The 25,207-nt window shown below is 63.1% G+C and carries 19 protein-coding genes and 1 pseudogene; 7 read left to right on the plus strand and 13 right to left on the minus strand.

Features of this window, described 5'->3' with window-relative positions; genetic code table 11:
• Window positions 1–143: 143 nt before the first annotated feature.
• On the plus strand, window positions 144–1,235 hold the full coding sequence (locus AWB81_RS12945) for an alcohol dehydrogenase catalytic domain-containing protein (protein WP_200822495.1): 1,092 nt from the start codon (window positions 144–146) through the stop codon (window positions 1,233–1,235).
• Here AWB81_RS12945 and AWB81_RS12950 read toward each other — a convergent pair.
• The 7 genes from AWB81_RS12950 to AWB81_RS12980 all read right to left on the minus strand — a co-directional run bounded on the left by AWB81_RS12950 (window position 1,232) and on the right by AWB81_RS12980 (window position 9,724).
• Entirely contained in the window at window positions 1,232–2,956 is a 1,725-nt protein-coding gene (locus tag AWB81_RS12950; protein WP_062635839.1) for a GMC family oxidoreductase, read from the minus strand. The genes AWB81_RS12945 and AWB81_RS12950 overlap by 4 nt on opposite strands.
• A gap of 43 nt (window positions 2,957–2,999) precedes the next feature.
• The gene (locus AWB81_RS12955) at window positions 3,000–4,493 is read right to left on the minus strand and encodes an aldehyde dehydrogenase family protein (protein WP_062635841.1); all 1,494 of its coding nucleotides are present in this window, start codon (window positions 4,491–4,493) and stop codon (window positions 3,000–3,002) included.
• A gap of 18 nt (window positions 4,494–4,511) precedes the next feature.
• Entirely contained in the window at window positions 4,512–5,747 is a 1,236-nt protein-coding gene (locus tag AWB81_RS12960) for an NAD(P)/FAD-dependent oxidoreductase (protein ID WP_062635843.1), read from the minus strand.
• A 52-nt stretch (window positions 5,748–5,799) separates the two neighbouring features.
• Window positions 5,800–5,994 carry a ferredoxin gene (locus AWB81_RS12965; protein ID WP_062635845.1) on the minus strand — a complete coding sequence of 65 codons (195 nt, stop codon included), beginning with the start codon at window positions 5,992–5,994 and terminating at the stop codon, window positions 5,800–5,802.
• Between the two features lie 64 nt (window positions 5,995–6,058).
• Window positions 6,059–7,273 carry a cytochrome P450 gene (locus tag AWB81_RS12970; protein ID WP_062635847.1) on the minus strand — a complete coding sequence of 405 codons (1,215 nt, stop codon included), beginning with the start codon at window positions 7,271–7,273 and terminating at the stop codon, window positions 6,059–6,061.
• Between the two features lie 16 nt (window positions 7,274–7,289).
• Window positions 7,290–8,528: a CaiB/BaiF CoA transferase family protein gene (locus AWB81_RS12975; protein ID WP_062635854.1), complete on the minus strand. Its 1,239-nt coding sequence runs from the start codon at window positions 8,526–8,528 to the stop codon at window positions 7,290–7,292.
• Window positions 8,529–8,536: 8 nt separating this feature from the next.
• Window positions 8,537–9,724: a CaiB/BaiF CoA transferase family protein gene (locus AWB81_RS12980; protein ID WP_062635856.1), complete on the minus strand. Its 1,188-nt coding sequence runs from the start codon at window positions 9,722–9,724 to the stop codon at window positions 8,537–8,539.
• A 1,014-nt stretch (window positions 9,725–10,738) separates the two neighbouring features.
• Here AWB81_RS12980 and AWB81_RS12990 point away from each other — a divergent pair.
• A complete protein-coding gene (locus AWB81_RS12990; protein ID WP_062635858.1) occupies window positions 10,739–11,398 on the plus strand; it encodes a TetR/AcrR family transcriptional regulator in 660 nt (219 codons plus the stop codon).
• Window positions 11,399–11,503: 105 nt separating this feature from the next.
• Here the strand turns inward: AWB81_RS12990 and AWB81_RS12995 are convergent, their stop codons facing one another.
• Window positions 11,504–12,709 (minus strand): mechanosensitive ion channel family protein, encoded by a 1,206-nt coding sequence (locus tag AWB81_RS12995; RefSeq protein ID WP_062635860.1) that lies wholly within the window; start codon window positions 12,707–12,709, stop codon window positions 11,504–11,506.
• 351 nt (window positions 12,710–13,060) lie between these two features.
• On the opposite strand from AWB81_RS12995, the gene AWB81_RS13000 reads away from it, so the two are divergent.
• The 3 genes from AWB81_RS13000 to AWB81_RS13010 all read left to right on the plus strand — a co-directional run bounded on the left by AWB81_RS13000 (window position 13,061) and on the right by AWB81_RS13010 (window position 17,006).
• Complete coding sequence (locus tag AWB81_RS13000; protein ID WP_062635862.1) at window positions 13,061–13,981, plus strand: AEC family transporter; 921 nt, start codon at window positions 13,061–13,063, stop codon at window positions 13,979–13,981.
• A 73-nt stretch (window positions 13,982–14,054) separates the two neighbouring features.
• Entirely contained in the window at window positions 14,055–14,867 is an 813-nt protein-coding gene (locus AWB81_RS13005; protein WP_062635864.1) for a class I SAM-dependent methyltransferase, read from the plus strand.
• 978 nt (window positions 14,868–15,845) lie between these two features.
• Window positions 15,846–17,006 carry a hypothetical protein gene (locus AWB81_RS13010; protein WP_101635783.1) on the plus strand — a complete coding sequence of 387 codons (1,161 nt, stop codon included), beginning with the start codon at window positions 15,846–15,848 and terminating at the stop codon, window positions 17,004–17,006.
• Window positions 17,007–17,151: 145 nt separating this feature from the next.
• On the opposite strand, the pseudogene AWB81_RS48745 reads toward AWB81_RS13010, so the two are convergent.
• The 5 genes and pseudogenes from AWB81_RS48745 to AWB81_RS13035 all read right to left on the minus strand — a co-directional run.
• Window positions 17,152–17,265 (minus strand): annotated as a pseudogene (locus tag AWB81_RS48745) (hypothetical protein); the annotation flags it as partial.
• A gap of 108 nt (window positions 17,266–17,373) precedes the next feature.
• Complete coding sequence (locus tag AWB81_RS13020) at window positions 17,374–17,871, minus strand: MarR family winged helix-turn-helix transcriptional regulator (protein WP_062635953.1); 498 nt, start codon at window positions 17,869–17,871, stop codon at window positions 17,374–17,376.
• An 87-nt stretch (window positions 17,872–17,958) separates the two neighbouring features.
• Window positions 17,959–19,857, minus strand: a complete 1,899-nt coding sequence (locus AWB81_RS13025) for a feruloyl-CoA synthase (protein WP_062635868.1) — start codon at window positions 19,855–19,857, stop codon at window positions 17,959–17,961.
• 122 nt (window positions 19,858–19,979) lie between these two features.
• Window positions 19,980–21,416, minus strand: coding sequence for an aldehyde dehydrogenase (locus tag AWB81_RS13030; protein ID WP_374730486.1), 1,437 nt, complete (start codon window positions 21,414–21,416; stop codon window positions 19,980–19,982).
• 102 nt (window positions 21,417–21,518) lie between these two features.
• Window positions 21,519–22,355 (minus strand): p-hydroxycinnamoyl CoA hydratase/lyase, encoded by an 837-nt coding sequence (locus AWB81_RS13035; RefSeq protein ID WP_062635872.1) that lies wholly within the window; start codon window positions 22,353–22,355, stop codon window positions 21,519–21,521.
• Window positions 22,356–22,810: 455 nt separating this feature from the next.
• Here AWB81_RS13035 and mhpT point away from each other — a divergent pair, with 455 nt between their 5' ends.
• Window positions 22,811–24,019, plus strand: a complete 1,209-nt coding sequence (gene mhpT, locus AWB81_RS13040) for a 3-(3-hydroxy-phenyl)propionate transporter MhpT (protein WP_062635875.1) — start codon at window positions 22,811–22,813, stop codon at window positions 24,017–24,019.
• A gap of 47 nt (window positions 24,020–24,066) precedes the next feature.
• Window positions 24,067–25,206: a porin gene (locus AWB81_RS13045; RefSeq protein ID WP_062635877.1), complete on the plus strand. Its 1,140-nt coding sequence runs from the start codon at window positions 24,067–24,069 to the stop codon at window positions 25,204–25,206.
• The last annotated feature ends 1 nt before the right edge of the window (window position 25,207 follow it).

The raw sequence follows: 25,207 nt of genomic DNA on the forward strand, positions 1-25,207 counted from the left end.
AAAGGCTTTGTCATTGGATGAACCTTTGGCTTTATCATAGAGGCGTGCGAATTCGGCTGTCAAGAAACCTCGGCTCGGGGTTTAACCTCGGTGCCGGGGCAGCGGGTTCATCGATAAAGTCGGCCTGTTCATAAGGAGAGAATGTGCAAGCGCATATTTGTGGTCACATGCATGGCGTGCAGTTGCGCGCACCCGGCGACGTCGCGCTCGCGACGCTGCCCCGTCCGTCCGCCGGCGCCGGCGAAGTCGTGCTGCGCGTGCTCGCGGCGGGGCTCTGTCAGACCGACCTGCATATCCGCAGCGCGGCGGATTCGCGCACGCCCGACGGCACGACGCTCGGCCATGAAATCGCGGGCGTCGTGGAGGAAACGGGTGCTGGGGTGACGCAATGGCGTCCGGGCGATCGGGTCGTGGTTCATCCGTGCTGGTCGTGCGGCGCATGCAGTGCATGTCTCGCGGGGCGGCAGAACGCATGCCGGCGCACCGGCGGACGGCTCAATCCGCCGCCCACGCCGGGCGTGACGAAAAACGGCGGCATGGCCGAATACGTGAGCGCGCCCGCGAGCGCGCTCGTTGCAATCGGCGATCTCGATCCGGCCATCGCCGCTACGCTCACCGACGCCGCGCTCACGCCCTATCACACGATCCGCACCTGCAGCGAACTCCTCCATCCCGGTTCGACCGCGGTGATCATCGGACTCGGCGGACTCGGCAATCTCGCGGCGCAGATCCTGCGCGCGACGACCGCCACGCGCATCATCGCGACCGATATCTCCGATGAAGCGATCGATGCCGCGCGCCCGTGGGCGGACGTCACATTACGCTCCGACGATCCGGCGCTCGCCGATACGATCGTCGCGATGACGGACGGATTCGGCGCTGACGTCGTGCTGGATTTCGTCGGCAACGATGCGACGCTGCGCCTCGCGGCGGCGATCATTGGACGCTCGGGCGCGATTCGCGTGGTCGGTCTGTCGGGCGGCACGTACCCGTTCGTCGCGCGCTCGGCGGGCAATCCGCTGCCGCGAGGGGTCTCGGTCATGTGCCCGTATGGCGGGACCTACGGCGACCTCGCGGCGGTGATCGCACTCGCGCGGCGCGGCGACATCGCGCCGCTCGTTACGCGCTTCCCGCTCGACGATGCGATGCGCGCGTTCGATGCCCTCGAAGCCGGCACGATCCGCGGCCGCGCGGTACTGATCCCCGGCGACGCCCCGAATCCGAGTGCACGCTAAGCCGTCTGGACAGCGGCGGCGACGGCCTGGCCGACCATCATGTCGGCCACTTTTTCGGCGGCCATCATCGTCGGAAAGTTGAGGTTGCCGCTCGGGATGTGCGGGAAGATCGATGCATCGACCACGCGCAATCCCTGCACGCCGCGCACGCGCGCCTGATGGTCGGTCACCGCGAGCGGATCGCCGTCGGGACCCATGCGGCACGTGCACGACGGATGCCACACGCCCACGCACGCGCCGCGCACGAAGTCGCGCAACGCGGCATCGTCGGCGAGGAGATCGGCGAGGGTCGCGCCGCCTGCGATCACGCGCGTCATCAAGAGGCGCCGCAGCGGCGCGGGACCGTCGAGCAAGGTGGCGAGCACGTCCGTGATCACCTTGTTGCGACGGCTCAGAAGCGCGACTTGCCGCACCTTTTCGCTGTAGCTCGCCGGAAACGGGTCGGCGGTGACGGCCTCGACGGCGGCGAGCGCCTGCACCGCCGCCATGCGGCGAAAGCCGTCGGCGAGACGGTCGAGATCGCGCTCGTCGGAGAGGAAGTTGAAATCGACCGACGGCGGCGCGCGCCAGTCTCGCGACGCGAGCTTCACTTCTCCGGAATTCGAGAACGGCTTGTTCACGTACATCAGCATCGTGCCGATGCGCTCTCCGACCGCATGCCAAGAAGTCTTCGTGACGACCGATACGAACATGTCGCCCGCCGGCGCACCGCCGATGCCCGACGAATAGCGCCAGCCGAGCAGGATGTGCCGGCGGGTGGCGTCGTTCACGCGAGCGGGCTTGCGAAGGAACGACGCCAGCGCGACCGACGGATGCTCCATCAGATGCTGCCCCACGCCGTTCGACTCCGCGACCATCGCGATGCCATGCTCTCGCAGATGCGCAGCCGGTCCGATGCCCGCGCGCAGCAGGATCGCAGGCGACTGCAGCGCACCCGCCGAGAGGATCACTTCCCTTGCGCGTACTTCCGCTGGACGTCCCGGTGCTTCGAGCCGGATACCGCAACACTTCGTCCCTTCGAACAGCAGGCCGGCGACTTCCGTGTCGGTCCAGATCGTGAGGTTCGGCCGCTTGCGGGTGTCGGCGTCGAGATAGCCCATCGACGCCGACACGCGCCGTTCGTCCAGATTGGAAATGGCGATCGGGAAATAGCCATCGCGGAACTCTCCGTTCTGGTCGGGCAGATAGTCGTAACCCGATTGCTTGAGCGCGGCGGCCACTGCCGTGGCGTGCTTCGGCCACGCATCAGGAAAAATGCGGCGCACCGGAATTGGGCCGGACTGACCGTGCAGCGGACCGTCGAAATCGATGTCGCGTTCGATCTTCTTGAAGTACGGCAGAACGCTTTCCCAGTCCCATCCTTCGACGCCGCGCGCGGCCCAATCATCGTAATCGCTCGGCGCGCCGCGGTTGAAGAACTGCCCGTTGATCGACGAGCCGCCGCCCAGAATGCGCGCCTGTTCGTACTTGCGCAGCTTGCGTTGCTGCGCGCCGTCCCGGGGCGCGACGGTCGTCACCTGAAGGCCGGGCCACAGATAGTTCGGGTTCAGATAGGCAGTGCCGGGGTAGCTGTCGAGAATCGCTTCGGGCAGGTTGTCGTTCGGCAAGTCCGCGCCCGCTTCGCACAGCAGCACGCTCGTGGATGGATTCGCCGACAGGCGGTTGGCAAGCACCGAACCGGCCGAACCGCCGCCGACGATGATGTAGTCGAAGGATGTCATCGTGTTGATCTTGTAGGTGTTCGGGTGCGCGTTCGCGGGTCCGTCAATCGAGATTGATCGCGATACTCTTCACGGACGTGTACAGGTCCAGCACTTCGCGTCCGCGCTCGCGTCCCCAGCCCGATTGCTTGTATCCGCCGAACGGCAAAGCGGGCTCGTTGACCATATGCGCGTTCACCGACACCGAGCCCGCCTTGATGCGCCGCGCGAGCTTGTGCGCGACGCTCAGGTTCTGCGTCCAGATCCCGGCGAAGAGACCGAACTCGCTGTTGTTCGCCTCGGCCGCGATGGCTTCGAGATCTTCGTCGTCGAACGGCATCGCGCACACCACCGGCCCGAAGATCTCCTCGCGATAGATCGACATGCTCGTCGACGTATCGATGAAGACCGTCGGCCGGACGAAATAGCCGCCGTTGTCCGGCGCGCTCTTGAGGTTCATGCGCCGCGCGCCCTCTTCTTCGCCCTGGCGAATATAGGCGCTGACGCGCTGCATCTGCTGGCTCGAAATCAGCGGCCCGATCTGGCTGTCCGGTGCGAGACCGTGACCAACCTTCAGCTTGTCGCCATGCTCGATGACGCCTTCGATCACGCGGTCGAACACTTTCCGGTGCACGAAGAGGCGCGAGCCCGCCGAGCAAACCTGGCCGCTGTTGAAGAAGATGGCATTGGCCGCGCCCGTGGTCGCGAGGTCGAGGTCCGCATCGGGAAAGACGAACACAGGCGACTTGCCGCCGAGCTCCAGGGACACCTTCTTCAGATTGCCCAGCGCGGCCTGAACGATACGCTTGCCGGTTTCCGTGGACCCCGTGAACGCAATCTTGTCCACATCGGGATGCGCGGCGAGCGCGGCGCCCGCTGTGGCGCCGAACCCGGTCACGACGTTCACCACGCCGTCCGGGATGCCCGCTTCCTGAATGATCTGGCCGAGCCGCAGCGCATTGAGCGGCGTCTGTTCGGCGGGTTTCAGCACGACGGTGCACCCGGTCGCGAGTGCGGGCGCGATCTTCCAGATCGCCATAGACAGGGGGAAATTCCACGGAATGATCTGCCCGACGACGCCGACCGGCTCACGCGTCGTGTACGCGTGCCATTCACCCGGCACTGATACGTTCACCGATTCGCCGTTCAGCTTCGTCGCCCAGCCCGCCATGTAGCGCAGCATTTCCGCCGTGCCCGCGATGCCGCGCTTCGCGACCGCGAGCGGCTTGCCGTTGTCGACAGCTTCGATTTCGGCGAGTTCGTCCCCGTGATGCTCAATCAGGTCGGCGAGGCGGAACATCACGCGCGTGCGGTCCGCCGGTTTCATCTTCGCCCAGTCGCCGGTCTCGAACGCCCGGCGCGCGGCGCGCACGGCGAGATCGATGTCGGCGGCGTCGCTTTCAGCCACGCGAGCGACGACTTCGCCCGTGCCCGGATCGAAGACGTCGAAGGTCTTGCCCGACTGCGCATCGACCCAACGTCCGCCGATCAGGAGACGGTGCGTGCCGCGGATGAAGCTCGCGCTTCGCGCGCCCAGGCTTTCGTAAATCGTCGACATCTGCAAACACTCCTTGTTTTAGGTGACGGGCTGGAGCACGGTCTTCAAATCGAATTGCAGATCGGCAGCCTGCGCGGGCGTGACCGGCGCATCGGCGGCAAGCAGCCGGCGCGCGGCGATATGATCCGCCGGACGGTTGACCGATTCGACCGCGACGAGTTTTCCCTTCGAAAAACCATAGGCCGAGAACTTCAGGCCCGCACGGTCACCGCGCAGGACGATCTCGTCGGCTCGGCTCATCGCGACGCCCGCGATCTGCAGCTTCACGCCGCCCTGATCGCTCCAGAACCACGGGACCGCTTCGAAGTCGTGCGTGTGTCCGGTGAGCCGTTGCGCGAGATAGCGCGCCTGGTCCACCGCGTTCTGCACCGATTCGATCCGGCAGTTTCCAAACGCGAAGCGCGATGGAAACGCTGCGCAATCGCCGAGCGCGGAGATCGACGGATCGCTGGTCGCGAGATTGAGATCGACCACGATGCCATTTGCGATCTCGAGCCCCGCCTCCTTTGCGAGCTCCACGTTCGGAATCACGCCGATGCTCACGACGACGAGATCAGCTTCGTGCAGCACGCCATCCGTGGTCTCGGCGCCGATCACGCGGCCCGCTTCCGTGCAGATGCGCTTCACACCGCTGTCAAAGCTGAAGCGGACGCCGAGCGACTCGTGGTGCTCGCGAAACGCGTCGGCGACGGGCGCGCTGACGGCACGGCTCATCAGGTTCGAACTCGCCTCGATCACGCTCACCGACACGCCGCGCTTCGCGGCCACGGCGGCGAATTCGAGCCCCAGAAAACCCGCGCCGACGATCACCGCGCGCTTCGACCGGTTGAGCGCCTCGCGCAGGGCATGCGCGTCGTGCAGCGTGCGCAGCGTCAGGAGACCCGACGTCGCGTTGTCCCAGCCCGGCAGCAGCCGATTGCGCGCACCGGTCGCGAGCACGAGGTGCTCGTATTCGATACGCCGGCCGTCGCCGGTCGTGACGTGATGGCGCTCGCGATCGATGTGCAGCACGCGCACGCCGAGCATCAGTTCGATGTTGCGGCCCTCGTAAAAGGCTTCTTTCTGGAACGTCACCTGCTCCGCTTCGCAGTCGCCGCTCTGGAATGCCTTCGAAAGCGGCGGGCGCTGATACGGAAGATCCGGCTCGTCGCCGATCAGCACCACGCGTTTGTCGTAGCCCGCATCGCGCAGCGACACCGCCAGTTGATAGCCGGCCTGTCCTGCACCGATGATCAAGATTCCCGCGTCCTTCATGTGATGACCCTTGTGAACGTGTTGCGGCTCTGGGCGAACGGCGCGTCGGCGCTTATTCGTCGAACGTGATCACGAGCGCGGGACACAGTCGCGCTGCTTCACGACAGGCTTCGTGAAGATGCGGCGGCGGGCTTTCCTGCAGCACGATGACAAGACCGTCGTCCTCGTTCTGGCTGAAGACTTCCGGCGCGGCCACCACGCACAAGCCAGCTCCGATGCACTTCGTCGCGTCAACCTTGATTTGCATGTCCGTCTCCTGATGAGTTTTTTCATACCCGCGCGGGATGCGCGGGCATGTGCGCCGCGTTCATTTACCACTCGACCGGCAATGCATCGACGCCATACACGAACGCGTCGTAGCGGAACTTGATGTCCTCCACCGGCACAGCGAGCCGCAGCTTCGGCAGGCGCTGGAAAAGCGTCGTGAAGACGATCTGCAACTCGGCGCGCGCGAGCGGCTGCCCGAGACATTGATGCACGCCATAGCTGAACGCGACGTGATGCAGCGCGGGGCGATGGATGTCGAACCGGTCGGGATGGTCGAATGCCTTCGGATCGCGATTGGCGGCCGTGATGAGCGCGAGCACGCCTTCGCCCTTGCGAATGAGCGTGCCGGCCACCTCGACGTCTTCCATTGCAACGCGCGGCCCGTTGTAATGCACGATCGTGTGGAAGCGCAGCATTTCCTCGACCGTGTTGCGCACGAGCGAAGGATCGGCGACGAGCGCGTCTTTCTGCTCGGGATGCGTCAGCAGCGACAGCGTGCCCAGCGCAATCATGTTCGCCGTCGTTTCATGGCCGCCCATCAGCAGCAGCTCGATGGTCGCGAGCGCTTCTTCGCGCGTCATGTGACCTGGCACGACCTGGCTCGTCACGAGCCGGCTGATCAGGTCGCTGCGATTGCCCGGATGCGCCATCTTCTCGGTGATCAGGCGGTCGAGATATTCGCGCATCTCGACGCCGGCACGAATTGGCACCTCGGGGTCGGCCGTGAGGTCTAGCTTCGCCTTGCTGCGCTCCTGGAAGAAATCGCGATCCTCGTAGGGCACGCCCAGCATCCGCGAGATGACCGTGGTCGGCACCGTCAGCGCGAAATCCTCGAAGAGATCGGCGGGCGATCCCTTTGCAATGAATTCGTCCAGCAGCGTGTCGACCGTCTTCTGCAATTCAGGGCGCATAGCGTCGATGTGATGCACCATGAATTCCTTCGACAGCATCCGGCGGTACTTGGTGTGCTGCGGCGCGTCCATCCGGATGATCGTCGGCGGGAATTCATTCTTCAGCAGCGCCGCGCGCGCCGGTGCGATGAACGGATAGCCCGGCGTAGACGGTGCCGTCGAGAAACGCGGGTCGCCGAGGATCGCGCGCACGTCGTCGTAGCGCGTGGCGATCCACGCTTCGCTGCCGTCGGGCATGGTCACCTTCGAAAGCCCTTCGTTCTTGCGGATCTCCGCGTACTCCGGCGGCGGTGCGAACGGGCAGCGGCGCATCGGGAAGTCCGGCGCGGATGCTTTGTAGTCGTCCATCAAAGGTCTCCTTGTATCAACGTACGATGTTCTGTTCCCGCAAGCGGGCGATGGCGTCGGCATCCAGATGCAGCCGTTCGCCGAGAATGAGGTCGGTGTGCTCGCCGAAGAGCGGCGGCGCTTTAGGCGGCGCCAGCGAGCTTTCCTGCATCTTCAGCGGCGAGTTCACGAGCCTGATGCGGCCGGCGGTCGGATGATCGATTTCGCAGACCATGCCGCGCGCCTTCGATTCATCGGAGTTCAGGGCTTCGAGCACGTTCTGCACCAGGCCCGCCGGCACGCCCGCGCGCCTGAAGAGCGGCACCCATTCGTGGCGCGAGCGGGTCCTGAGGCGGGCCGACATCAATTCGTCGAGCGCGTCGCGATTGGCGCGGCGCGCATCGTTGTCGACGAAACGCGGATCAGTGGCGAGCCCCGGCATGTCGAGCACTTCCGAGCAGAAGCGCGCGAACTGCACGTCGCTGCCGACATGGAACATGATCGGACCGTCGGCTGCGTGATACAGGCCCTGCGGGATGATGTCGGCGTGACTGTTGCCGTAGCGGCCCGGCGCGCGGTTCAGCAACAGCGCGTTGGCCGCCACGGATACGTGATTGGCGAGCGTGCAGTCGAACAGCGCAATATCGATCGCTTCGCCGCGGCCATTGCGCAGCCGGCGCACGAATGCGGCGAGGATCGCCTGCGTCGCGTACATGCCGGCGGTGATGTCGCAAATCGGCACACCTGCCTTCGACGCCTCGCCTTCCGGCTCGCCGGTGATCGACATCAGGCCGCTTTCCGCCTGGATCACCGAGTCGTAACCGGGGCGTTGTGCGCTCGGTCCCGTGCGGCCATAGCCGCTGACCGAGCAATAAATCAGCTTCGGATTCTCTTTGCGCAAAGCCTCGTAGCCGAGGCCGTAGCGCTCCAGCGTGCCGAGCATGTAGTTCTCGACGAGGATGTCGCTTTCCCGGGCCAGCGCCTTAACGAGTTCCGCGCCTTCCGGCTTCGAGAAGTCGATCGCAACCGACTGCTTCGTGCGGTTGATCGCGAGATAGTAAGTGCGCTCGCCGCCCTGGATCGCCGTGCCCCAGTGGCGCGTCTGATCGCCGCCCTTCGGATGCTCGACCTTGGTGACTTCCGCGCCAAGATCGGCGAGCATCATCGCGCAGAACGGCGCGGCGAGCACGCGGGACAGGTCGAGGACGCGCACGCCCTTGAGCGGCGGCTCGTCGCGCGCGAGTTCTGGCAAACCGATGTCGTGACGCTGGTTCATGGCCGGCCTCACTCGGTTCCGAACGCGGCGGCGGCTTGCTCCGCGTCGCGCGACACGAGTCCGAACTCGCGCAGGACTTCCTCCGTGTGCTGGCCGATGGTCGGCGGCGGACGGCGAATCGAGGTCGGCGTTTCCGACAGGCGGATCGGATTCGTGACGACCTTGAACTTGCCAGCCGTCGGGTGGTCGAGTTCCTCGACCAGGTCCTTCTGCACGCGCGGATCTTCGAATACTTCCTGGAAGTTGAGCACCGGCGAAAACATAGCCTGCGCTTCGAGCAGCTTCTCGTTCCAGTGCGCGAGCGGCTGCTTCGCGAATGCTTCGGCGAGGCCCGCATCGACGATATCGCGATGAGCGAGACGCCCGTCCTTCGACTTCAGGCGCTCGTCGGCGAGCAGCTCTTCCGCACCCACGGCCCCCGCAAGGACCCGCCAGAACTTGTCCGTGTGCGCGATCACCATCACGTGGCGATCGTCGGACGTGCGGTAGGTGTTGTACGGAACGATCTGCCAGTGTGCATTACCGATGCGTCCCGGCGTTTCGCCGGTCGCAAAGTAGTATGCGTCGCGCGGGATCATGCTGAAGATGGTCGCGTCGAGCATCGAGAGATCGACGCGCTGGCCGCGTCCGGTCGTGTTGCGCGACTGGACGGCTGCGAGCACGCCGATGGTCGAGAGCAGCGGCGTGATCAGGTCCGCATACGGCATGCCGGTTTTCAGCGGGCCGGTCTGCTCGTCGCCTGTCAGCTGCATGATGCCGGACATCGCCTGCACGACCGGGTCCATGCCGGGGCGGATGCTGTCGGCGCCCGTGCGGCCGAATGCGGAGGTCGAGCAATAGATCAGGCGCGGATTTGCCGAAGACAGCTTCTCGTAGCTGATGCCCAGCTTCTCGGCAACGCCCGGACGGAAATTCTCCACGACGATATCCACCTGCTTCGCCATTTCCTGTGCCGTGCGCTGGCCTTCCGGCGTCGTCAGGTCGAGCACGACGCTTCGTTTGTTGCGGTTCAGCGTGAGGAAATAGACGGCGTCATCGCCGAGGAAGGTCTCGCCCGTGAGCCGCATTGTGTCGCCTGCAGGCGGTTCCACCTTGATCACGTCCGCGCCGAAATCGGCAAGCAGCATCGTGCCGAACGGGCCGTTCATCATCTGGGTAAAGTCGAGGACCTTCAATCCCTCAAGTGCGCTGCTCATCGTCGCCTCTCCTGTTTTTGCGTGCCGCTTTGTCGCCGTTGATCGAGTTCGAACCAGGCTTTCCAATGAACCAACAATTGATCCTCGTTAATTTCATTGGATGAACCTTTGACACGATACTGCTACGTTCGAATCCGACTGTCAAGGACGGGTAAATCCGGGGCAGCGTGAGCGACGACTGCGATGCAAAGTTCATCGAACGACGCTTCCTTACTACCCAGCCAGCCGGGGGACGACATGAGCACTTGCCATCGAGAACAGTCATTTGCCGCGCGCTTGCGCAGGCTGCTGTACCGTCCGGTCCGATCGGCGGCTCGCCCGGTGTTCGACGTGCTGGTCTATCTTTCCTCGGCCTGTCATCTGGGCAACTGCGTAGGGTTCGCGGCAGACGAGGAGGTGCTCCAGCGATACCTCAGAACGCGGCGCTGACAAGATCCGCCCGGAATGCTTACGCCGCGAAGCGGAACGCGTTCATAGACGGGCGATTACTGGTTGGCGGAAAAACGCACCACGTTCCGTCCTCGTGCCGGAAGAACAGGACGGCAAGCAGCCCGGAATGGCGTTCCACTTCGACGCGGACACAGCGAGTCGAGTGCGCGCCCTTTCGCGTCACGCGGATGACTCGTGCAGGTGTGGCCTGCGTCGGGCCGAGCCATTTATCCACCAGGCGATGCAATGAGCTTGTATGCGTGTTCATCTCGATACTCCCTGTCTGCCGGGCGTTGGCCGCGGCTGATAACTCGCCGGATCTCAGGTTCGAGGCAAAACTGATTTCTGGGTCCGTTGACCAAATATTAGTGGTCACTTGACCAACTATCAAGTTAATCTGAGATAGGGTATACGCGCTTATACCGGCGTTTTCACGGGCAGTTTATGTTTGGATCTGGCATCACGCTCCGAATTGACCTATATAATTAGGTTATGTGACCAACATTCGGATCTTGATGTCAGCGAAAATTGCCTCTACGCGGGCAGCTCGCCTGACACATTCGCTTTCGCAAGGGATAGAGCCACATGGAACTCATGAGCATCACGTCCGAGGAAATCAGCGGAAAGGACGCGAAGGTCGTGTCGAAGCAGCGCGGCAACCGGACGACTCGCGTCCCCGAGATTCTCGAGGTCGCGATTCGCGTCTTTGCGCGTGAGGGCAACGCCGGTTTCACCCAGCGTCGCGTCGCGGCGGACGCGGGGGTGCGTCTCAGCACGCTGCAGCACTATTTCGGCAGCCGGGAGTCGCTGCTGCAATCGACGATCGAGGAAATGGGCAAGCGCTATCTCGGACGGTTCCGCCTGCTCGCCGACGACGTGCAGCGGACGCCCGAAGCTCGCCTCGAAGCGCTGCTCGACGAAACGTTCGACGCCCTGACAGGTCCAGACAACGTCGTCAGCCCGTTCGCGCTCGAGGTCTGGTGCCTTGCCGAGCATCAGGAGTCGGTGCGGGACCTGATGGTGAAGGTCAGCGGCGATTTCCAGGAGGTATTCAGCAAGCTCGTCGCGGAGATCAATCCGGCGCTCGCGCGCGACGAGTGCCGTCTGCGTGGCGCGCTCATCTATTCGCACTGGCAAGGGTTGATCGTCTTCCTGCGCCGTTCGGGGCGCAACGCGCCCGACGCTGTCGCGTTTCGTACGGCGACGAAGGTCGTCTGGAAGGCGTTGAGCAACGCGTCGCAATAGCTGCTTTCCCGCCGCGACGCAGCAAGCGCTGGTCGGCCTCAGCTTCCCGGGTGCGCTCGTCCCGTGGCACGGCTACAGCATTCCCAAACGCACTGAGCGTCGTCGTTACAGCGTTGGAAACGGCGCGCGATCTCGCTGCCAGCAGCGCAGGCCGAAAAGCGGTACGACTCCATAAGCGTGGTCGAGCATGTCCGACTGCAGGTTCTCGTAGGGTTCCCAACGTATCTCGTCGACATAGAGGCAGATCTCCAGTGCGACGACCGGCTCCCTGGACTGCACTTGGCGGATCACGAGCGGCATGTCACGCCGCACTGCCAGATGATCCCTGAAATACGCGCTCAGGTAGAGCCGATACAGGCCAAGGTTCGTGCGGAGTTCGCCTTCGGGCGCCGCGAGCGGGCGTTGGATAACGTCGTGCAGTCGTGCGAGCAGCGCTTCGTCAGGAAAGCGGACGGTGTCGGCGTCGAAATGAATCGCGTGCCGAAGGCGCCGGCCGCCCGACTCGGTCATGCCGCGCCAGTTTTTCACGCTGTTGGTCAGAAGGAGCTGGCTCGGCAACATCACAATTGTGTTGTCGAAGTTGCGTACCTTGATCGTGTTCAGCGCGATGTCGATCACGGTGCCGTCGGCGACGAATCCAGGCACCTCGATCCAGTCGCCCACGCGCAGCATATCGTAGGCCGCGAGCTGGATGCTGGCCACGAAGCCGAGCAGCGAGTCACGAAAGATGATGATGAGAAGCGCCGTGACGGCGCTAAGGCCTGTGAGGAGATAGACGGGAGAACGCTCCAGCAGCAGCGAGACGACCGCGATCAGCGCGATCAGATAAGCCACGATGGTGGCGATCTGCAAGAAGCTCTTGATCGGCCTCTCGCTTGCGGACGGAAAGTGACTGTAGCGCTCCTCGATGCTGTCACGCAACGCGAGCGCTGCGCGCAGCAGCGTATAGACCATGTAACAGGCCGCGAGGATGGCCAATGGCCGTCCGAGCGCGGCGATTAGCGGGAACGTGAGACTGGAGAGCAGCGGCGCTGACGCATAGACGATCCCGGCGGGCACGAGCGGAGCGAGCCGGTGAAACACCCGATGGCGCTCGGCGGCCACGAGCCACTTGCGTCCTTTCTTGCGCGCGAGCCGACCGACGATTATCAACATGACCGAGCGTGTCACGTAGTAGCAGATCGCACTCGCCATCATGATCGCCAGCAGCAAGCAGGCCACCAGAATGATCGCGACGGGCCAACTGTCCGTGTAGACGTAGACGTGGCGCCAGTCCGGTCCACCTTCGATACGCAAGATCTTGTCGAACATGGACTCTCCTGGTACAGGCAACCGATGTTGTCACGCTGTTCAAGGCCGGCCGATTGGTCAGGCAAATCGAACGTCAGGCTCTTTGCACGGTGGCTATTGTAGTAGCGTCGCCAGTGTCTTCGTCGCGCGGCAGAGCGCACCAGTCGCAAGACCGGACCAAGGCAGCGACGGCTTCTTCGTTCGTTGCTTTGACGGACTTCGACTCATTTCCTTCGCGAGAAATACGAGGGTTGGTCGCCCGGTCTCAATGGAAAATCAATCTGCGACTTCGCGCCAGATTTTGCCCGATAATGACGCCCAGCCAGGGAGGAGCGTTGATGCGCCTGGGTCCCCTCGCAACGGGAAGTCACTATGCATCTCGCCGGTACCATACTTCCGATCTTTGTCATCATCCTAGCGGGATGGCTTGCCGGCGCCTCCGGCTATATACCGCGCGCGCTGGCCGCGCCACTGATGCGCTTTGCCTATTACGTGGCGATGCCCGCCCTGGTCTTCCTGACGATCGCCGACGAGTCGCTTCACGCGCTTCTTGACTGGCGCTTTCTTGCTGCGTTCGGCGGCGGTTCCATGATCTGCTTTGCGGCGGTAATGATCTTTGTGCGAATCGCATGCCGCGAGGGCGTCGGAAAGAGCGCAATGCTGGCCGCTGCCGTGTCGATGACTAACACCGGATTCGTTGCGCTCCCCATATTGAAGACGCTTTTCGGCAAGCCGGGGGTGCTCGCGGCGGCGATTGCGACCGTATTCGTCGGCGGCATCATGTTTCCGATACTGGTTCTGCTGCTCGAGATCGGGCGATACGACGCGTCGCGCAACATACGGACGGCGGCGCTCATGCGGCAGATCGCCACCAATCCCGTCATCCTCGCCACGATTTTCGGATTGCTTTGGTCGATCCTCGGTTCGGGGCTGCCCGGACCAGTCGCTTCGACTCTCACGATGCTCGGAGAAGCGTTGACGCCATGTGCGCTGTTCGCAATTGGACTTGATCTGACAATCGCCGAACTGCGCGAACGCCTGGGTCTCTATGCGATGCTGACCGTGCTCAAGCTGGCCATCATGCCGCTCGTTGTCTACGCGCTTTGCCTTGCGGCAGACCTCGACCGGACTGCGAGCGTCGCAGCCGTCGTGTGCTCTGCCGTGCCCACCGCCAAGAGCGCGTACGTGCTCGCGGTTGAATACGACGTCGAAAAGACCGTAGTGGGCGCAGTGATCTCGATGACTACGCTCTTTTCAGTCGTCACGCTGCTCGCCTGGCTTTACGTTCTGTAGCGCGAACTCCTCGCAACATGACTGTTCAAGCTGTCCCGCTGCGCCTAAGATTGTTGGACAAGCAAGGAGGCCCATGGACAACAATGATAGCTACACTCGCTTCACCGGCTCGATCGCGGAAGTCTATGACAGTCAGCTTGTTCCGCTGATCTTCGAACCCTATGCCGCAGATCTCGCCAAGCGAGTATCCGCGCGCCATCCGTTGCGCGTGCTGGAAACCGCGGCCGGTACCGGCGTAGTGAGCCGCGCGATGGCGCATGCACTACCCAAACACGTCGACCTGATTGCCACTGACCTGAACCAGCCGATGTTGGATCGTGCCGCGGCAGTCGGCACCCCAAGACCGGTGAACTGGCAACAGGCAGACGCTACTCGGCTACCGTTCGACGATGCGAGTTTCGACATCGTCGTCTGCCAGTTCGGGGTGATGTTCTTTCCGGACAAGACACGAGCATTTTCCGAAGCCCGGCGTGTACTTCGACATGGCGGCGTGCTGTTGTTCAATGTCTGGGATCGCATCGAGGAAAACGAGTTCGCCCATACCGTCACGGCCGCACTTGCCGGTCTCTTCCCCGCAGATCCGCCACTCTTCCTGACGCGCACGCCGCACGGCTATTTCGACTTAAAACTGATTTCACGGGACCTGGCAGATGCGGGCTTCAGCGCGGCGCCACACTTCGAGACGGTTGCGGCGCGCAGTCGCGCGGCGTCGGCTCGCGTGCCTGCTTTCGCCTATTGCCAGGGAACGCCCTTAAAGGATGAGATTGCGGCCCGTTCTGGCGCAAATATGGACGAAGCTACGTCGGCGTGTGCCACTGCAATCGCAGAGCGATTTGGACCGGTCGACGGAAAGATCCAAGCGCACGTAGTCATCATCCATCGTTGACAGGGCCCGCATCTTAAGGCGGTCATCGCCCTCAAGCGGCCGTCGAAACGCTATCGATGCAGGGTTCGGTCAGTCGAGGACTGCCCGACGACCGTGACCTCTGGCCGACCAACACCGACCTGTTAGCGGATGCTTGAAATCCGGATACAGGAACCGGACATCAATTCTCTTCCGTCGGCACCATCAGCTTGTTCCTTGATGTCGACAACGCCGTAAATCTCCTTGGCAACTTCGCCGCTTTAGGCCGAAGCAGGAAATTCCTCTTACACCCGTAACACAGCCCCTGGATACCGCACTCGCCCAGCGTCGATGCGATATGCGTGACGAGGCTATTTCTTCCAATCGCCCGATTAACAGCCGGTGCATGCGAAGGCATTTCGCCGCACTCGGGCTCGCCAGACTCTCCGAAATGGCTTCGCTAAACCCCAACAAAAATAGCAAGAACCCTCAGGCATTAGCGGGGGCAATTGGTGCGAAGTAATCACCGGCCGCCCGATCGGAGATCAAAACCCTCGGAATTTGAGCAACATCGAAATTAGCAAACGATCAACAAGCATCAAATACCGAATTCTGACGCGACATCACGTTAAAGAAGGACAATTTACTTTCAACAGGTAACAAATGTAACAGTTAGTTTCATAAGACAAATAGCTATAAATGGTAATTTTGCTATTTTTTAAGGTTTTCGAAAGCCGTAAAGCCGGTAGATCTCCGCTGGATATAATGCGTCGCATCCCAATCCAGTACTTTCTACCCATGACTGATACCAAACGTAACAAGACAGAAGCAATAAATACCGCTTCTGCTTCGGCCGATTCTTTCGACGCTCAATTCACCCGTCGGAAATTTCTTTCCTTTCTGATGGCCGGCGCGGGTTCATCCGCCTTGGCCGCATGCGGCGGAGGTGGAATCGCAGACGACGCCGTCGACATCGCGGGCGTTTCGAAGGCCGCCACGACAGCATCGCCGGACGGCACGATGATTCCGTCGGCAACGTCCATTGTCGACAGCGCCGGCAATACCTGGACGCTCGTCAGCAATCGCGTGACGAAAAACGGCACGTCGGTTGCGACCGGATCGGCCAAGCCGCTGACGCTGATCCTCTGGTACGGCGGCGTCGTCTATGCGCAGAACGCCGACGGCACCTGGTACAAGAACGGCAGCCCATGGACGTCGCTCGGAGCGAACGACCCGCGCCCGAAGGCCGACCCGGTTCCGTTCTTCTACGGCATGAACGGCCACATGGCCTACAACAGCGGCATCTACAAGACGACCACATCGGCCGCGCAACTCGCCTTGCTGCAGGATCTCGGCGCCGGCATCTATCGATGCGACACCGCAGGCGCCGGTATGTCTCAAGTGCTCGCCGACGCGCTTAACGGTCCGTTCAGGACCAGCGGCGTGCAGATCCTGCCGGTCCTCAACCCGATATCCGCTGGCTGGGACATCACCAGCACCGAAGCCGCGGCCTATACGCTCGGCTATAACCTCGGCGTCAACTGCACGAAGCCGTTGAAGGGCCTCGTGAAGTACGTCGAATGCGGCAACGAATGCGATGTCGCGCTGAAGATCGGCGGCAATGGCGCCTCGACTGCCGACTGGAGCCCCGCCTACTGGCCGTCGTTCCGTGGCGTGATCCGCGGCATGATCGACGGCGTAAAGGCGATCGATCCGACGATCCAGGTCGGCGTCAACGTCGGCATTCCGATGGCTTATCGCGCGCTGCAGATGCTGTGGAACGGCATCTCGCCGGACGGCACGGTGAACGGTGTCGGCGGTGCGGCGCTCGTGCGCTGGGACATCACTATGTATCACTGGTACAAGAGTTCGTACGACATCCTGTATGCGGGCGGCTCGGCGGCAGTCGACATCCCGCAGGTGCTGAAGGACTCGTTCGGCAAGCCGATCTGGCTGACGGAGTTCGGCTGGTCCGGCTCGCTGGACACGCCCGATTCGGCCGCCGCCTACGTGACGAAGGCCATGACGCAGTACAAGTCCATCAAGGACAAGTACAACATCCAGTGCATCATGATGTACTGCCTGATCGATCCGAACTACGGGCTGATCCAGGGGGATGGCGTAACGAAGAACCCTGCCTACAGCGCGTTCAAAAGCTTCGTCGCCGCGAATCCGGTTTGATGCCGAAGTCGCTTGCCTGGCGCTCGGCCTGGATACGCGTATCCGGCCGAGCGGGTTTTACACCACCTGCTCACCACATTGCGAACGCAAGAACGCTGCGAAGGGTAGCACCCCTCGACGCGGGCACCGCCGCAAGAGTCATCGATCAGGCGCTCGCCATTACTGCGGCCCTTGAAACGAAAAGTCCCTGCGTCGCATGCGCGCCCAAGACGCGCGCGATGGCCTGCAATTCGATTTCGTCGCCGGCTTGTGTCGATGTTGCATGCGCGTCAGTGGTCGACTACGCTCTGCGGCGTTGTCGACGACGGTATCGGATATCAGAAGGGAAACGCAGACTGCTTGCTCGACGATTCTTCGACGAGGCCGTTTATCCGCGCAGGTTGCGAACGAACAGTTCGAGATGCGTCTGTACTGTCGTTGCGTTGACCGGATCGATGCCTGTGAGCATCTGCTGTTCGATGACGCGTACGGTTTCCATGCATCGCCGCAGCACTTCGCGTCCGTCGTCTGTCAATTTCAGCACGACGATGCGGCCGTGATTCGGATCGGGCTCGCGCGTGATCCAGTTTCGGGAGGCCATCACGCTCATCACTTCGTTGGCGGACTGGGGAGTGATGAACGACCGTTCGGCAAGCTCCGCGTTCGACGCCTGCCCGCGCGCATCGAGTACGGACAGCGCGGTGAACTGCGCAAGCGTCAGCCCCAGTGGCGCGAGCGCCTCGGTCATCTTGCGGCGCAGGATCCTGTCCAGGCTGCCGATCAGATAAGTCAGGCGCGGCCGGGCTGCGCTCTTGCGCCCCGTCGATGCCGCCCGGGGACGGGTTGCGGTGGCGCCGGTCGTCTTCTTTGCGGCTTTGCTGGTCATCGCCTCGGTCTGTCGCTCGCGTGAAAGGAGCAATGTTACCGCGTCGGTTGGCTCGTCGGCGGCCTGCGCGACTTGCACGTCGACACGTCAGTTGCCGCGCGTCGTGGCGTAGATCACCAGCGGATCGTTGCGCCGGGCGTCGTGCATCGCTTCGACGAGTTCCGCCCGATGGGTCAGCACCGCGCGCTGGTTGATCGAACCCTTGTCGGTGATTTCGCCCAGATCGAGCGACGGCGCGACATCGAGCAGGCGCAAGCGGGCGATCGTCGTCGCGCCGCCGGTGGATTCGCGATTGAGCCGAACCAGCAAATCGGCGAAAAACGCACGCACGGCGGGCGCCTCGACGATCTCCTGCGCGCTCGCGATGGCCGGCAACGACGCGAGTCTGCGGCAGTCGTCGAGCCGCGGAAATACGAGCGCGCCCACGTCATCCCGGTTCAGGCCGGTTACGACGACATCCTGCACATACGGCGCACCTTCGGATATCACGCGAGCGCGCATCGGCCCGACGCTCACGAACGTGCCTGAACTCAGCTTGAAGTCCTCGGCGATGCGTCCATCGAACATCAATCCGAGTTCGGGCTTGCGCGGGTCAACGAACCTCACCGCGTCGCCGCTGCAGTAGTAGCCCTCTTCGTCGAACGAATCGGCCGCGGCAGCGTCGTTCATGCGCCAGTAGCCGGCCATCACGTGCGGGCCGCGAAAGCGCGCCTCCAGTTTCCCGGCGACAGGCACGAGCTTCACCTCGCAGCCCGGCGCGGGAAGTCCGACGTAACCGGCGCGCATGATCGTGCCGGTCGTGAAGAGACAGGAAGGCGAGGTTTCGGTCATGCCCAGTCCGGCCATTATGCGAATGCGTTCGCCGCAATACTTTTCGGTGACACGTTCCAGGCGGTCCCACGCCGCCTGCGAGAGCCCTGCGCCCGCGAAGAAATAGACCTTCACGCGCGAGAAGAACGTTTCGCGAAGCTGCGCATCGGTTTCGAGCGCGCTCGCCAGTTCCTCCCAGCCCTTCGGCACGTTGAAATAGATGGTCGGCGCGATCTCGCGTAAGTTGCGCAGCGTTTCGTCGAACTTCTTGCCGACCGGCTTGCCGTCGTCGATATAGAGCGTGCCGCCGTTGTAGAGCGCAATGCCCACGTTATGGCTGCCGCCGAACGTGTGGTTCCATGGCAGCCAGTCGACGAGCACCGGTGGTTCGACGGCAAACTCGGGAAACGTTTCGAGCAGCATCTGCTGATTGCTGCAGAGCATGCGATGCGTCGTCGGCACGGCCTTCGGGAGCCGCGTCGAACCGGAGGTGAAGAGAAACTTGGCGATCGCATCGGGTTCGATCGCTGCATGGGCCGCGTCTACGGTCGCCGGAATCGTGTTCAGGAGTTCGGAAAGCGCCGTGGAGCGACGCTCGCCGCAACCGTCGGCCGTCACCACTTCCACTTCATTCGGCACGACCGCATTCATGGCAGCGCCGAATGCCGCGCCATCGGTGGCGAACACGAGGCCTGGCTTCAGCAGTTCGATCGCATGACGCAGCTTGCCGTAGTCGCTCGACACGAGCGAGTACGCGGGCGAAATGGGCGCATACGGAATGCCCGCCCACATCGCGCCAAGTGCGACCTGCATGTGTTCGAGATCGTTGCCCGACAGGATGACGACGGGCCGCTCCGCCGACAGCCCGCGATCGAGCAGGGCCTGGCCGATGGATCGGGCACGCGCGAGCATCTGCGCATAGCTGATGCCCACGCATTCGCCATCGTCTCCGCGACGCGCGACAAGCCAGCGGTCAGGATGCGCTTCGGCACCGCTGACGAGCCGGTCGGTCAGACGCTTTGGATGCGCGCCGATCGACTGTATCGATCGCATGTACCAGGCATCGCCCTCTTTTCGAACGACCGGCTCTGCCGACCCGATGGTGACGGGCCGGTAAGGCACAGACGTCTCGCGCGCCGAGGTGGCGACACTGGATTGCGTAGGCTCGTAATTCACCTGTTTTGTCTCCTGTATGGCTCGCTCGCGCGGCCGCTACGGCGAGCGCAAGCCCTCCGTGTGCTGGATGGATGCCTTTAACTTTTCTTTCGCCCACAAGAGGCGCGCTCCAGATCGCGGGCTTAAACTGGATAGTGACGCGGGCCGGTCTGGATCGTGATCCAGCGCAGATCGGTGAATTCGGCAATCGACGCCTTGCTGCCGAAGCGTCCGTATCCGCTGCCCTTCACGCCTCCGAATGGCATCTGCGCTTCGTCGTGCACGGTCGGGCCGTTGATGTGGCAAATGCCCGATTCCACGCGCTTCGCTACGTTCAATGCCCGCGCGATGTCGCGACTGAAGACCGCCGCCGACAATCCGAACTCGCTGTCGTTGGCGACCTGCACGGCTTCGTCGTCAGTATCGACGCGCTGCACCGTGACCACCGGCGCGAACGATTCCTCCGCATACAGCTTCATCCCCGAGTGCACGCCATCGACGATGGTCGGCTGCATGATCGCGCCGTTCACCGCACCGCCCGCGAGTATCGTGGCGCCCTGGCGGCGCGCGTCCTCGACGAGCGCCGCGACGCGCTGCGCCGCCTGCGCGTTCACAAGTGCACCGAGCACGGCGCCATCGTCCGTCGGCGAAGTCGCGACCAGTTTGCGCGCTTTCGCGGCGAGCTTCTCGACCAGTCGACCCGCAATACTGCGATGCGCGATCACACGTTCCGTCGACATGCAGATCTGCCCCTGGTTGAAGAACGCGCCGAACGCGATGGCATCGACGGCGGCGTCGACATCGGCGTCTTCGAGCACCAGCACCGGCGCCTTCCCGCCCAGTTCGAGCAGCACCGGCTTCAGATGCTTCGCCGCATGCATCGCGATGATCCGGCCGACGTGCGTCGAGCCAGTGAAGTTCACGCGACGCACGGCCGGATGCGCGATCAGCCGCTCGACGATTGCGGCTGCATCTTCAGGCGCGTTGGTCACGACATTCACGACTCCATCGCCGAGACCCGCTTCCTGCAGCACGGTACCGATCAGCCGATGCACCGCCGGACACGCCTCCGATGCCTTGAGCACTACCGTGTTGCCGCACGCGAGCGGCATCGCGAGTGCGCGCGTGCCGAGAATCACCGGTGCGTTCCAAGGCGCGATGCCGAGCACCACACCGCACGGCTGGCGCACGGCGAGCGCCATGTTGCCGGGAGTATCGGTGGGGATGACGCTGCCGTCGATCTGCGTCGTCATCGCGGCCGCCTCGCGCAGCATGTTCGCAGCGAGATGCACGTTGAAGCCATACCAGTTCGCCATCGCCCCGGTCTCGGGGACGCCCGTCGCGATGAACTCGGCGGTGCGCGCATCCATGATGTCGGCCGCCTTCAATAAGCGCGCGCGGCGCTCGGTGGGCTTCATCGCCGACCATGCGGGAAACGCGGCAGCGGCCGCATCGACGGCCCCGTCGGCGTCGGCGAGCGTGGCCGCCGGGGCGCGCGAAGCGACCGTGCCAGTCACCGGGTTCATGCGCTCGAACGTCGCGCCATTCGATGCAGCACGATCCGCGCCGCCGATCAACATGCTTACTTCGCTCACGATTACCGTCTCCTTTTTCGACCAGAGTGGCGTCGGCGCCGTACTCTGGCCCCATGCAAAGCTGTCTATTGTCGTGTTGCCGTTAGCTCAATCCGCGCGCTTGTATGCCTGCAGACCGGGCTTGATCGATTTCTCGTCGAGGAACTGCTTGAGCCCCTGCTCGCGGCCATGTTCCGGGTCGCGCAACTGTGCCTGATCGAGCTTGGCGTACAGGTAGTCCTCGTTCTGTTCCCACGTGAGTTCGCGGCAACGCTTGAAGCCATGCTTCGCAGCACGCAGCACCACCGGATTCTTTTCCAGCAGCTTGGCCGCCAGCGCAATGGTTTCTTCGCGCAGTTGCGCGCGCGGCACGCTCTTGTTCACGAGACCCATCGCGGCCGCTTCCGGTCCGGTGAAGGTATCGCCCGTCATGATGTAGTGCAGCGCCTGACGATGTCCGACAGTATCGGCCATCGCCTTGCTGACCAGGTTGCCCGGAGGGATGCCCCAGTTGATCTCCGAAAGGCCGAACACCGCTTCGTCGGCCGCGATCGCGAGGTCGCATGCGACGAGCGGCGAGAAGCCACCGCCAAAGCACCAGCCGTTGACCATGGCGATGGTCGGCTTGGCATACATGCGCAGCAGCTTCCACTGCCACTGGCACGCGTCGCGACGAATCTTTTCCTGCAGGATCTCGGGCCCTGCATCGATTTCGCGGAAGTATTCCTTCAGGTCCATGCCGGCAGTCCACGCGTCGCCGGCGCCGGTCAGCACCAGCACGCGAGCGTCGGCGTCGAGCTCCAGCGTCTCCAGCACCTGGATCATCTCGCTGTTGAGCGTCGGGCTCATTGCATTGCGCTTCTCGGGACGATTGAACGTCACCCACGCAATGCCTGCCTCGACCTTGACGTCGACCGTCTTCCACTTGCCCTCGTAACTTGTCATGTTGGTTGCTCCTGAGCGTTCGCGCTCGTATAGACTGAAATGCCGTCCGACTGCGTTGAGTTCGAGTAACCTGACACAGAGTTAATATCAGGTAGCCTGAGACAAAGTGTATTATCAAGCTGCCTGATAAACAAGCGGCCCCTCGTCAGTGAAAACCCTCGAACGCGAGACGATTCCGGCTAGGGTATCTACTCAAGAAGTTTGCCTTGTATTGTCAGGTCGCCTGATATTAAATAGCCTGCACCGGCGCACACCGGATTTGGCCTTTACCGTTCGGACCTCCGGGCGTTGTCATCGTTGCCGTCAGCATGCGCGTTCCTCGCGAGCGCGCTTTTGTTTGACCTTTATATCAGGTTGCCTGATATTTTCTGGACTTTAAGGGCATCCGCAGCATTCGACACAACAATCAGGTGACTCATATGAAAACCACAAGAACAGCAGTGCCAGGAGACGGCATGACGACGCAACCCATCGCGCGATCGGGCGCCGTTGTGACCTTGAGTCTTTGTTTTGCGATCGCCCTGCTTGAAGGGCTTGACCTGCAGTCGGTCGGTGTCGCCGCGCCGCGCATGGCGCGCGAGTTCGGCTTGTCGGTGGCGCAGATGGGCCTCGCTTTCAGCGCGGGTACCTTCGGACTTCTGCCCGGCGCGATGTTCGGCGGCCGTCTCGCCGATCGCATCGGACGCAAGCGCGTGCTGATTCTCTCGGCATGCATCTTCGGTCTGCTGTCGATCGCGACCGCGCTCGTCAGCAGCTTCAACATGCTCGTGCTGGTGCGCGTGTTGACCGGCATCGGTCTCGGGGGCGCATTGCCCAACCTCATCGCGCTGTCATCGGAAGCGGTTTCTTCCAAGGCGCGCAACACCGCGGTGAGCGTGATGTATTGCGGCATTCCGTTCGGCGGCGTGATCGCCTCGATGATCGGCATCGTCAGCATGGGCGATACGGACTGGCGCCATATCTTCTATGTCGGCGGTGCCGGACCGCTGGTGCTGGTGCCGCTGCTCTTCGCGTACCTGCCGGAGTCGAAGGCGTTCAGCAAGGCGTCGCATGGCGCAAGCGTCAAGCCGGCACCGGTCAGCGAGGTCCTGTTTGGCGCAAGCCGTGGACTGTCGACGCTGCAAATCTGGATCAGCTATTTCTGCACGCTGATCGTCCTCTATTTCCTGCTCAACTGGCTGCCCTCGCTGATGGCCGCGCGTGGACTATCGCGCCCTGAGGTCGGCTACGTGCAGATCTTCTTCAACATCGGCGGCGGCCTCGGCGCGCTTTGCATCGGGATGTTGATGGACCGTCTGCGCGGAGGCGTCGTGGTGTCGGGCATGTACATCGGGATCATCGCGTCGCTCGCTGCCCTGTCGATGGCACCCGGCTTCGGCGCGCTCGCGGCATCGGCGTTCTTTGCGGGCATGTTCGTGATCGGGGGGCAATCGGTGCTCTATGCGCTGTCCGCCGCGTTCTATCCGACTGCGATGCGCGGCACGGGCGTCGGCGCCGCGGTGGCGGTGGGACGCGTCGGGTCGGTCGTGGGGCCGCTCGCTGCGGGCCAGTTGCTCGCGATGGGTCGCAGCTCGTCGGTCGTGATCGGCGCGAGCATCCCGGTCACGCTGATCGCAGCGCTCGCCGCCTTGCTGCTGATGCGGCGTCCGCGCGCAACGGACTGAGGCACTTCAAAAACATAAACGTACACAACGGTCTGGAGACATCCGCAATGAAAACATCCACACGCCTGCTGCTGGGAGGCGCATTCGGTCTTGCGAGCGCGGCGGTATCGGCGCAATCGAGCGTCACGCTGTACGGAATCGTCGATACAGGCATCGAGTACGTCTCGCATGCTAATGCGGCCGGCGACCACCTGTTCCGCATGCCGGCTGTCACCGGCGAGTTGCCATCGCGCTGGGGCCTGCGCGGTGTCGAGGACCTTGGCGGGGGCTACAGTGCCGTCTTCACGCTGGAAAGCGGCTTCAACGTGCGCGACGGCACCCTGGGCCAGGGCGGGCGTCTCTTCGGGCGACAGGCGTTCGTCGGCGTAAAGAGCCCGTATGGAACCGTCGCGTTCGGCCGCCAGTACACGATGACCTATCTCGCGCTGATGGGCGCCGACATCATCGGACCGGACATCTATGGCCTGGGCTCGCTCGACGCATATGTGCCGAACGCACGCGCCGACAATTCGGTGACTTATATCGGCGCTTACAAGGGCGTGACGCTGGGCGCGGGCTACTCGTTCGGCCGTGACGCGGGCGGCACAGGCAACTCGCCGGGACAGGGAACGTGTACAGGCTCGGTGCCCGGGCATGCCACGGAATGTCGGGACTGGTCGGTGATGCTCAAGTACGACGCACCCTACTTCGGCTTAGCTGCATCGTATGAAGAAGAGCGCGGGGGCGCCACCGCAGCCGCCAACTTTTTCGACGGCGTCGCACCCACGCCGCTCACCAACGCAGCCGACAAGGATGCGCGCACGCACGTCAGCGCCTACGCGCAGTACGCAGGCGCAATGCTCGGCCTGGGCTGGCTGGGCCGACGAGTCGTCACCGAATCTCCCGCAGTGCCCAACGTGCGCTCGAACCTGTTCTTCGTCGGCGCTTCGTATTTCGTCACGCCTGCGTTTCTCGTAGACGGCGAGGTGTACCGGATCGTCAACGGCGATCACGACTCACGCGCCACGATGGGCACGCTGCGCACCACCTACCTCTTGAGCAAACGTACGGCCGTCTATGCGCAGGCCTCTTACCTATCCAACAGCGCGAAGGCGCGCTATTCGGTGAGCGGCGGCGGAGGCGGCACGACCCCCGCTGCCGGCGTGGGACAGACGGGTGCGATGGTTGGCGTACGGCACATGTTCTAGG

It is taken from the genome of Caballeronia arationis (assembly GCF_001544975.2).
Lineage (GTDB): Bacteria > Pseudomonadota > Gammaproteobacteria > Burkholderiales > Burkholderiaceae > Caballeronia > Caballeronia arationis.

Excerpts from the sequence above, each read along its gene's own strand:
- AWB81_RS13005 (WP_062635864.1), top strand. The coding sequence starts at position 14,055 with ATGGACAACAATGATAGCTACACTCGCTTCACCGGCTCGATCGCGGAA.
- AWB81_RS13020 (WP_062635953.1), bottom strand. The coding sequence starts at position 17,871 with ATGACCAGCAAAGCCGCAAAGAAGACGACCGGCGCCACCGCAACCCGT.
- mhpT (WP_062635875.1), top strand. The coding sequence starts at position 22,811 with ATGACGACGCAACCCATCGCGCGATCGGGCGCCGTTGTGACCTTGAGT.
- AWB81_RS12970 (WP_062635847.1), bottom strand. The coding sequence starts at position 7,273 with ATGGACGACTACAAAGCATCCGCGCCGGACTTCCCGATGCGCCGCTGC.
- AWB81_RS13030 (WP_374730486.1), bottom strand. The coding sequence starts at position 21,416 with ATGTTGATCGGCGGCGCGGATCGTGCTGCATCGAATGGCGCGACGTTC.
- AWB81_RS13010 (WP_101635783.1), top strand. The coding sequence starts at position 15,846 with ATGATTCCGTCGGCAACGTCCATTGTCGACAGCGCCGGCAATACCTGG.
- AWB81_RS13000 (WP_062635862.1), top strand. The coding sequence starts at position 13,061 with ATGCATCTCGCCGGTACCATACTTCCGATCTTTGTCATCATCCTAGCG.
- AWB81_RS12990 (WP_062635858.1), top strand. The coding sequence starts at position 10,739 with ATGGAACTCATGAGCATCACGTCCGAGGAAATCAGCGGAAAGGACGCG.
- AWB81_RS12965 (WP_062635845.1), bottom strand. The coding sequence starts at position 5,994 with ATGCAAATCAAGGTTGACGCGACGAAGTGCATCGGAGCTGGCTTGTGC.
- AWB81_RS12975 (WP_062635854.1), bottom strand. The coding sequence starts at position 8,528 with ATGAACCAGCGTCACGACATCGGTTTGCCAGAACTCGCGCGCGACGAG.
- AWB81_RS12950 (WP_062635839.1), bottom strand. The coding sequence starts at position 2,956 with ATGACATCCTTCGACTACATCATCGTCGGCGGCGGTTCGGCCGGTTCG.
- AWB81_RS12955 (WP_062635841.1), bottom strand. The coding sequence starts at position 4,493 with ATGTCGACGATTTACGAAAGCCTGGGCGCGCGAAGCGCGAGCTTCATC.
- AWB81_RS13045 (WP_062635877.1), top strand. The coding sequence starts at position 24,067 with ATGAAAACATCCACACGCCTGCTGCTGGGAGGCGCATTCGGTCTTGCG.
- AWB81_RS12980 (WP_062635856.1), bottom strand. The coding sequence starts at position 9,724 with ATGAGCAGCGCACTTGAGGGATTGAAGGTCCTCGACTTTACCCAGATG.
- AWB81_RS12960 (WP_062635843.1), bottom strand. The coding sequence starts at position 5,747 with ATGAAGGACGCGGGAATCTTGATCATCGGTGCAGGACAGGCCGGCTAT.
- AWB81_RS13035 (WP_062635872.1), bottom strand. The coding sequence starts at position 22,355 with ATGACAAGTTACGAGGGCAAGTGGAAGACGGTCGACGTCAAGGTCGAG.
- AWB81_RS12995 (WP_062635860.1), bottom strand. The coding sequence starts at position 12,709 with ATGTTCGACAAGATCTTGCGTATCGAAGGTGGACCGGACTGGCGCCAC.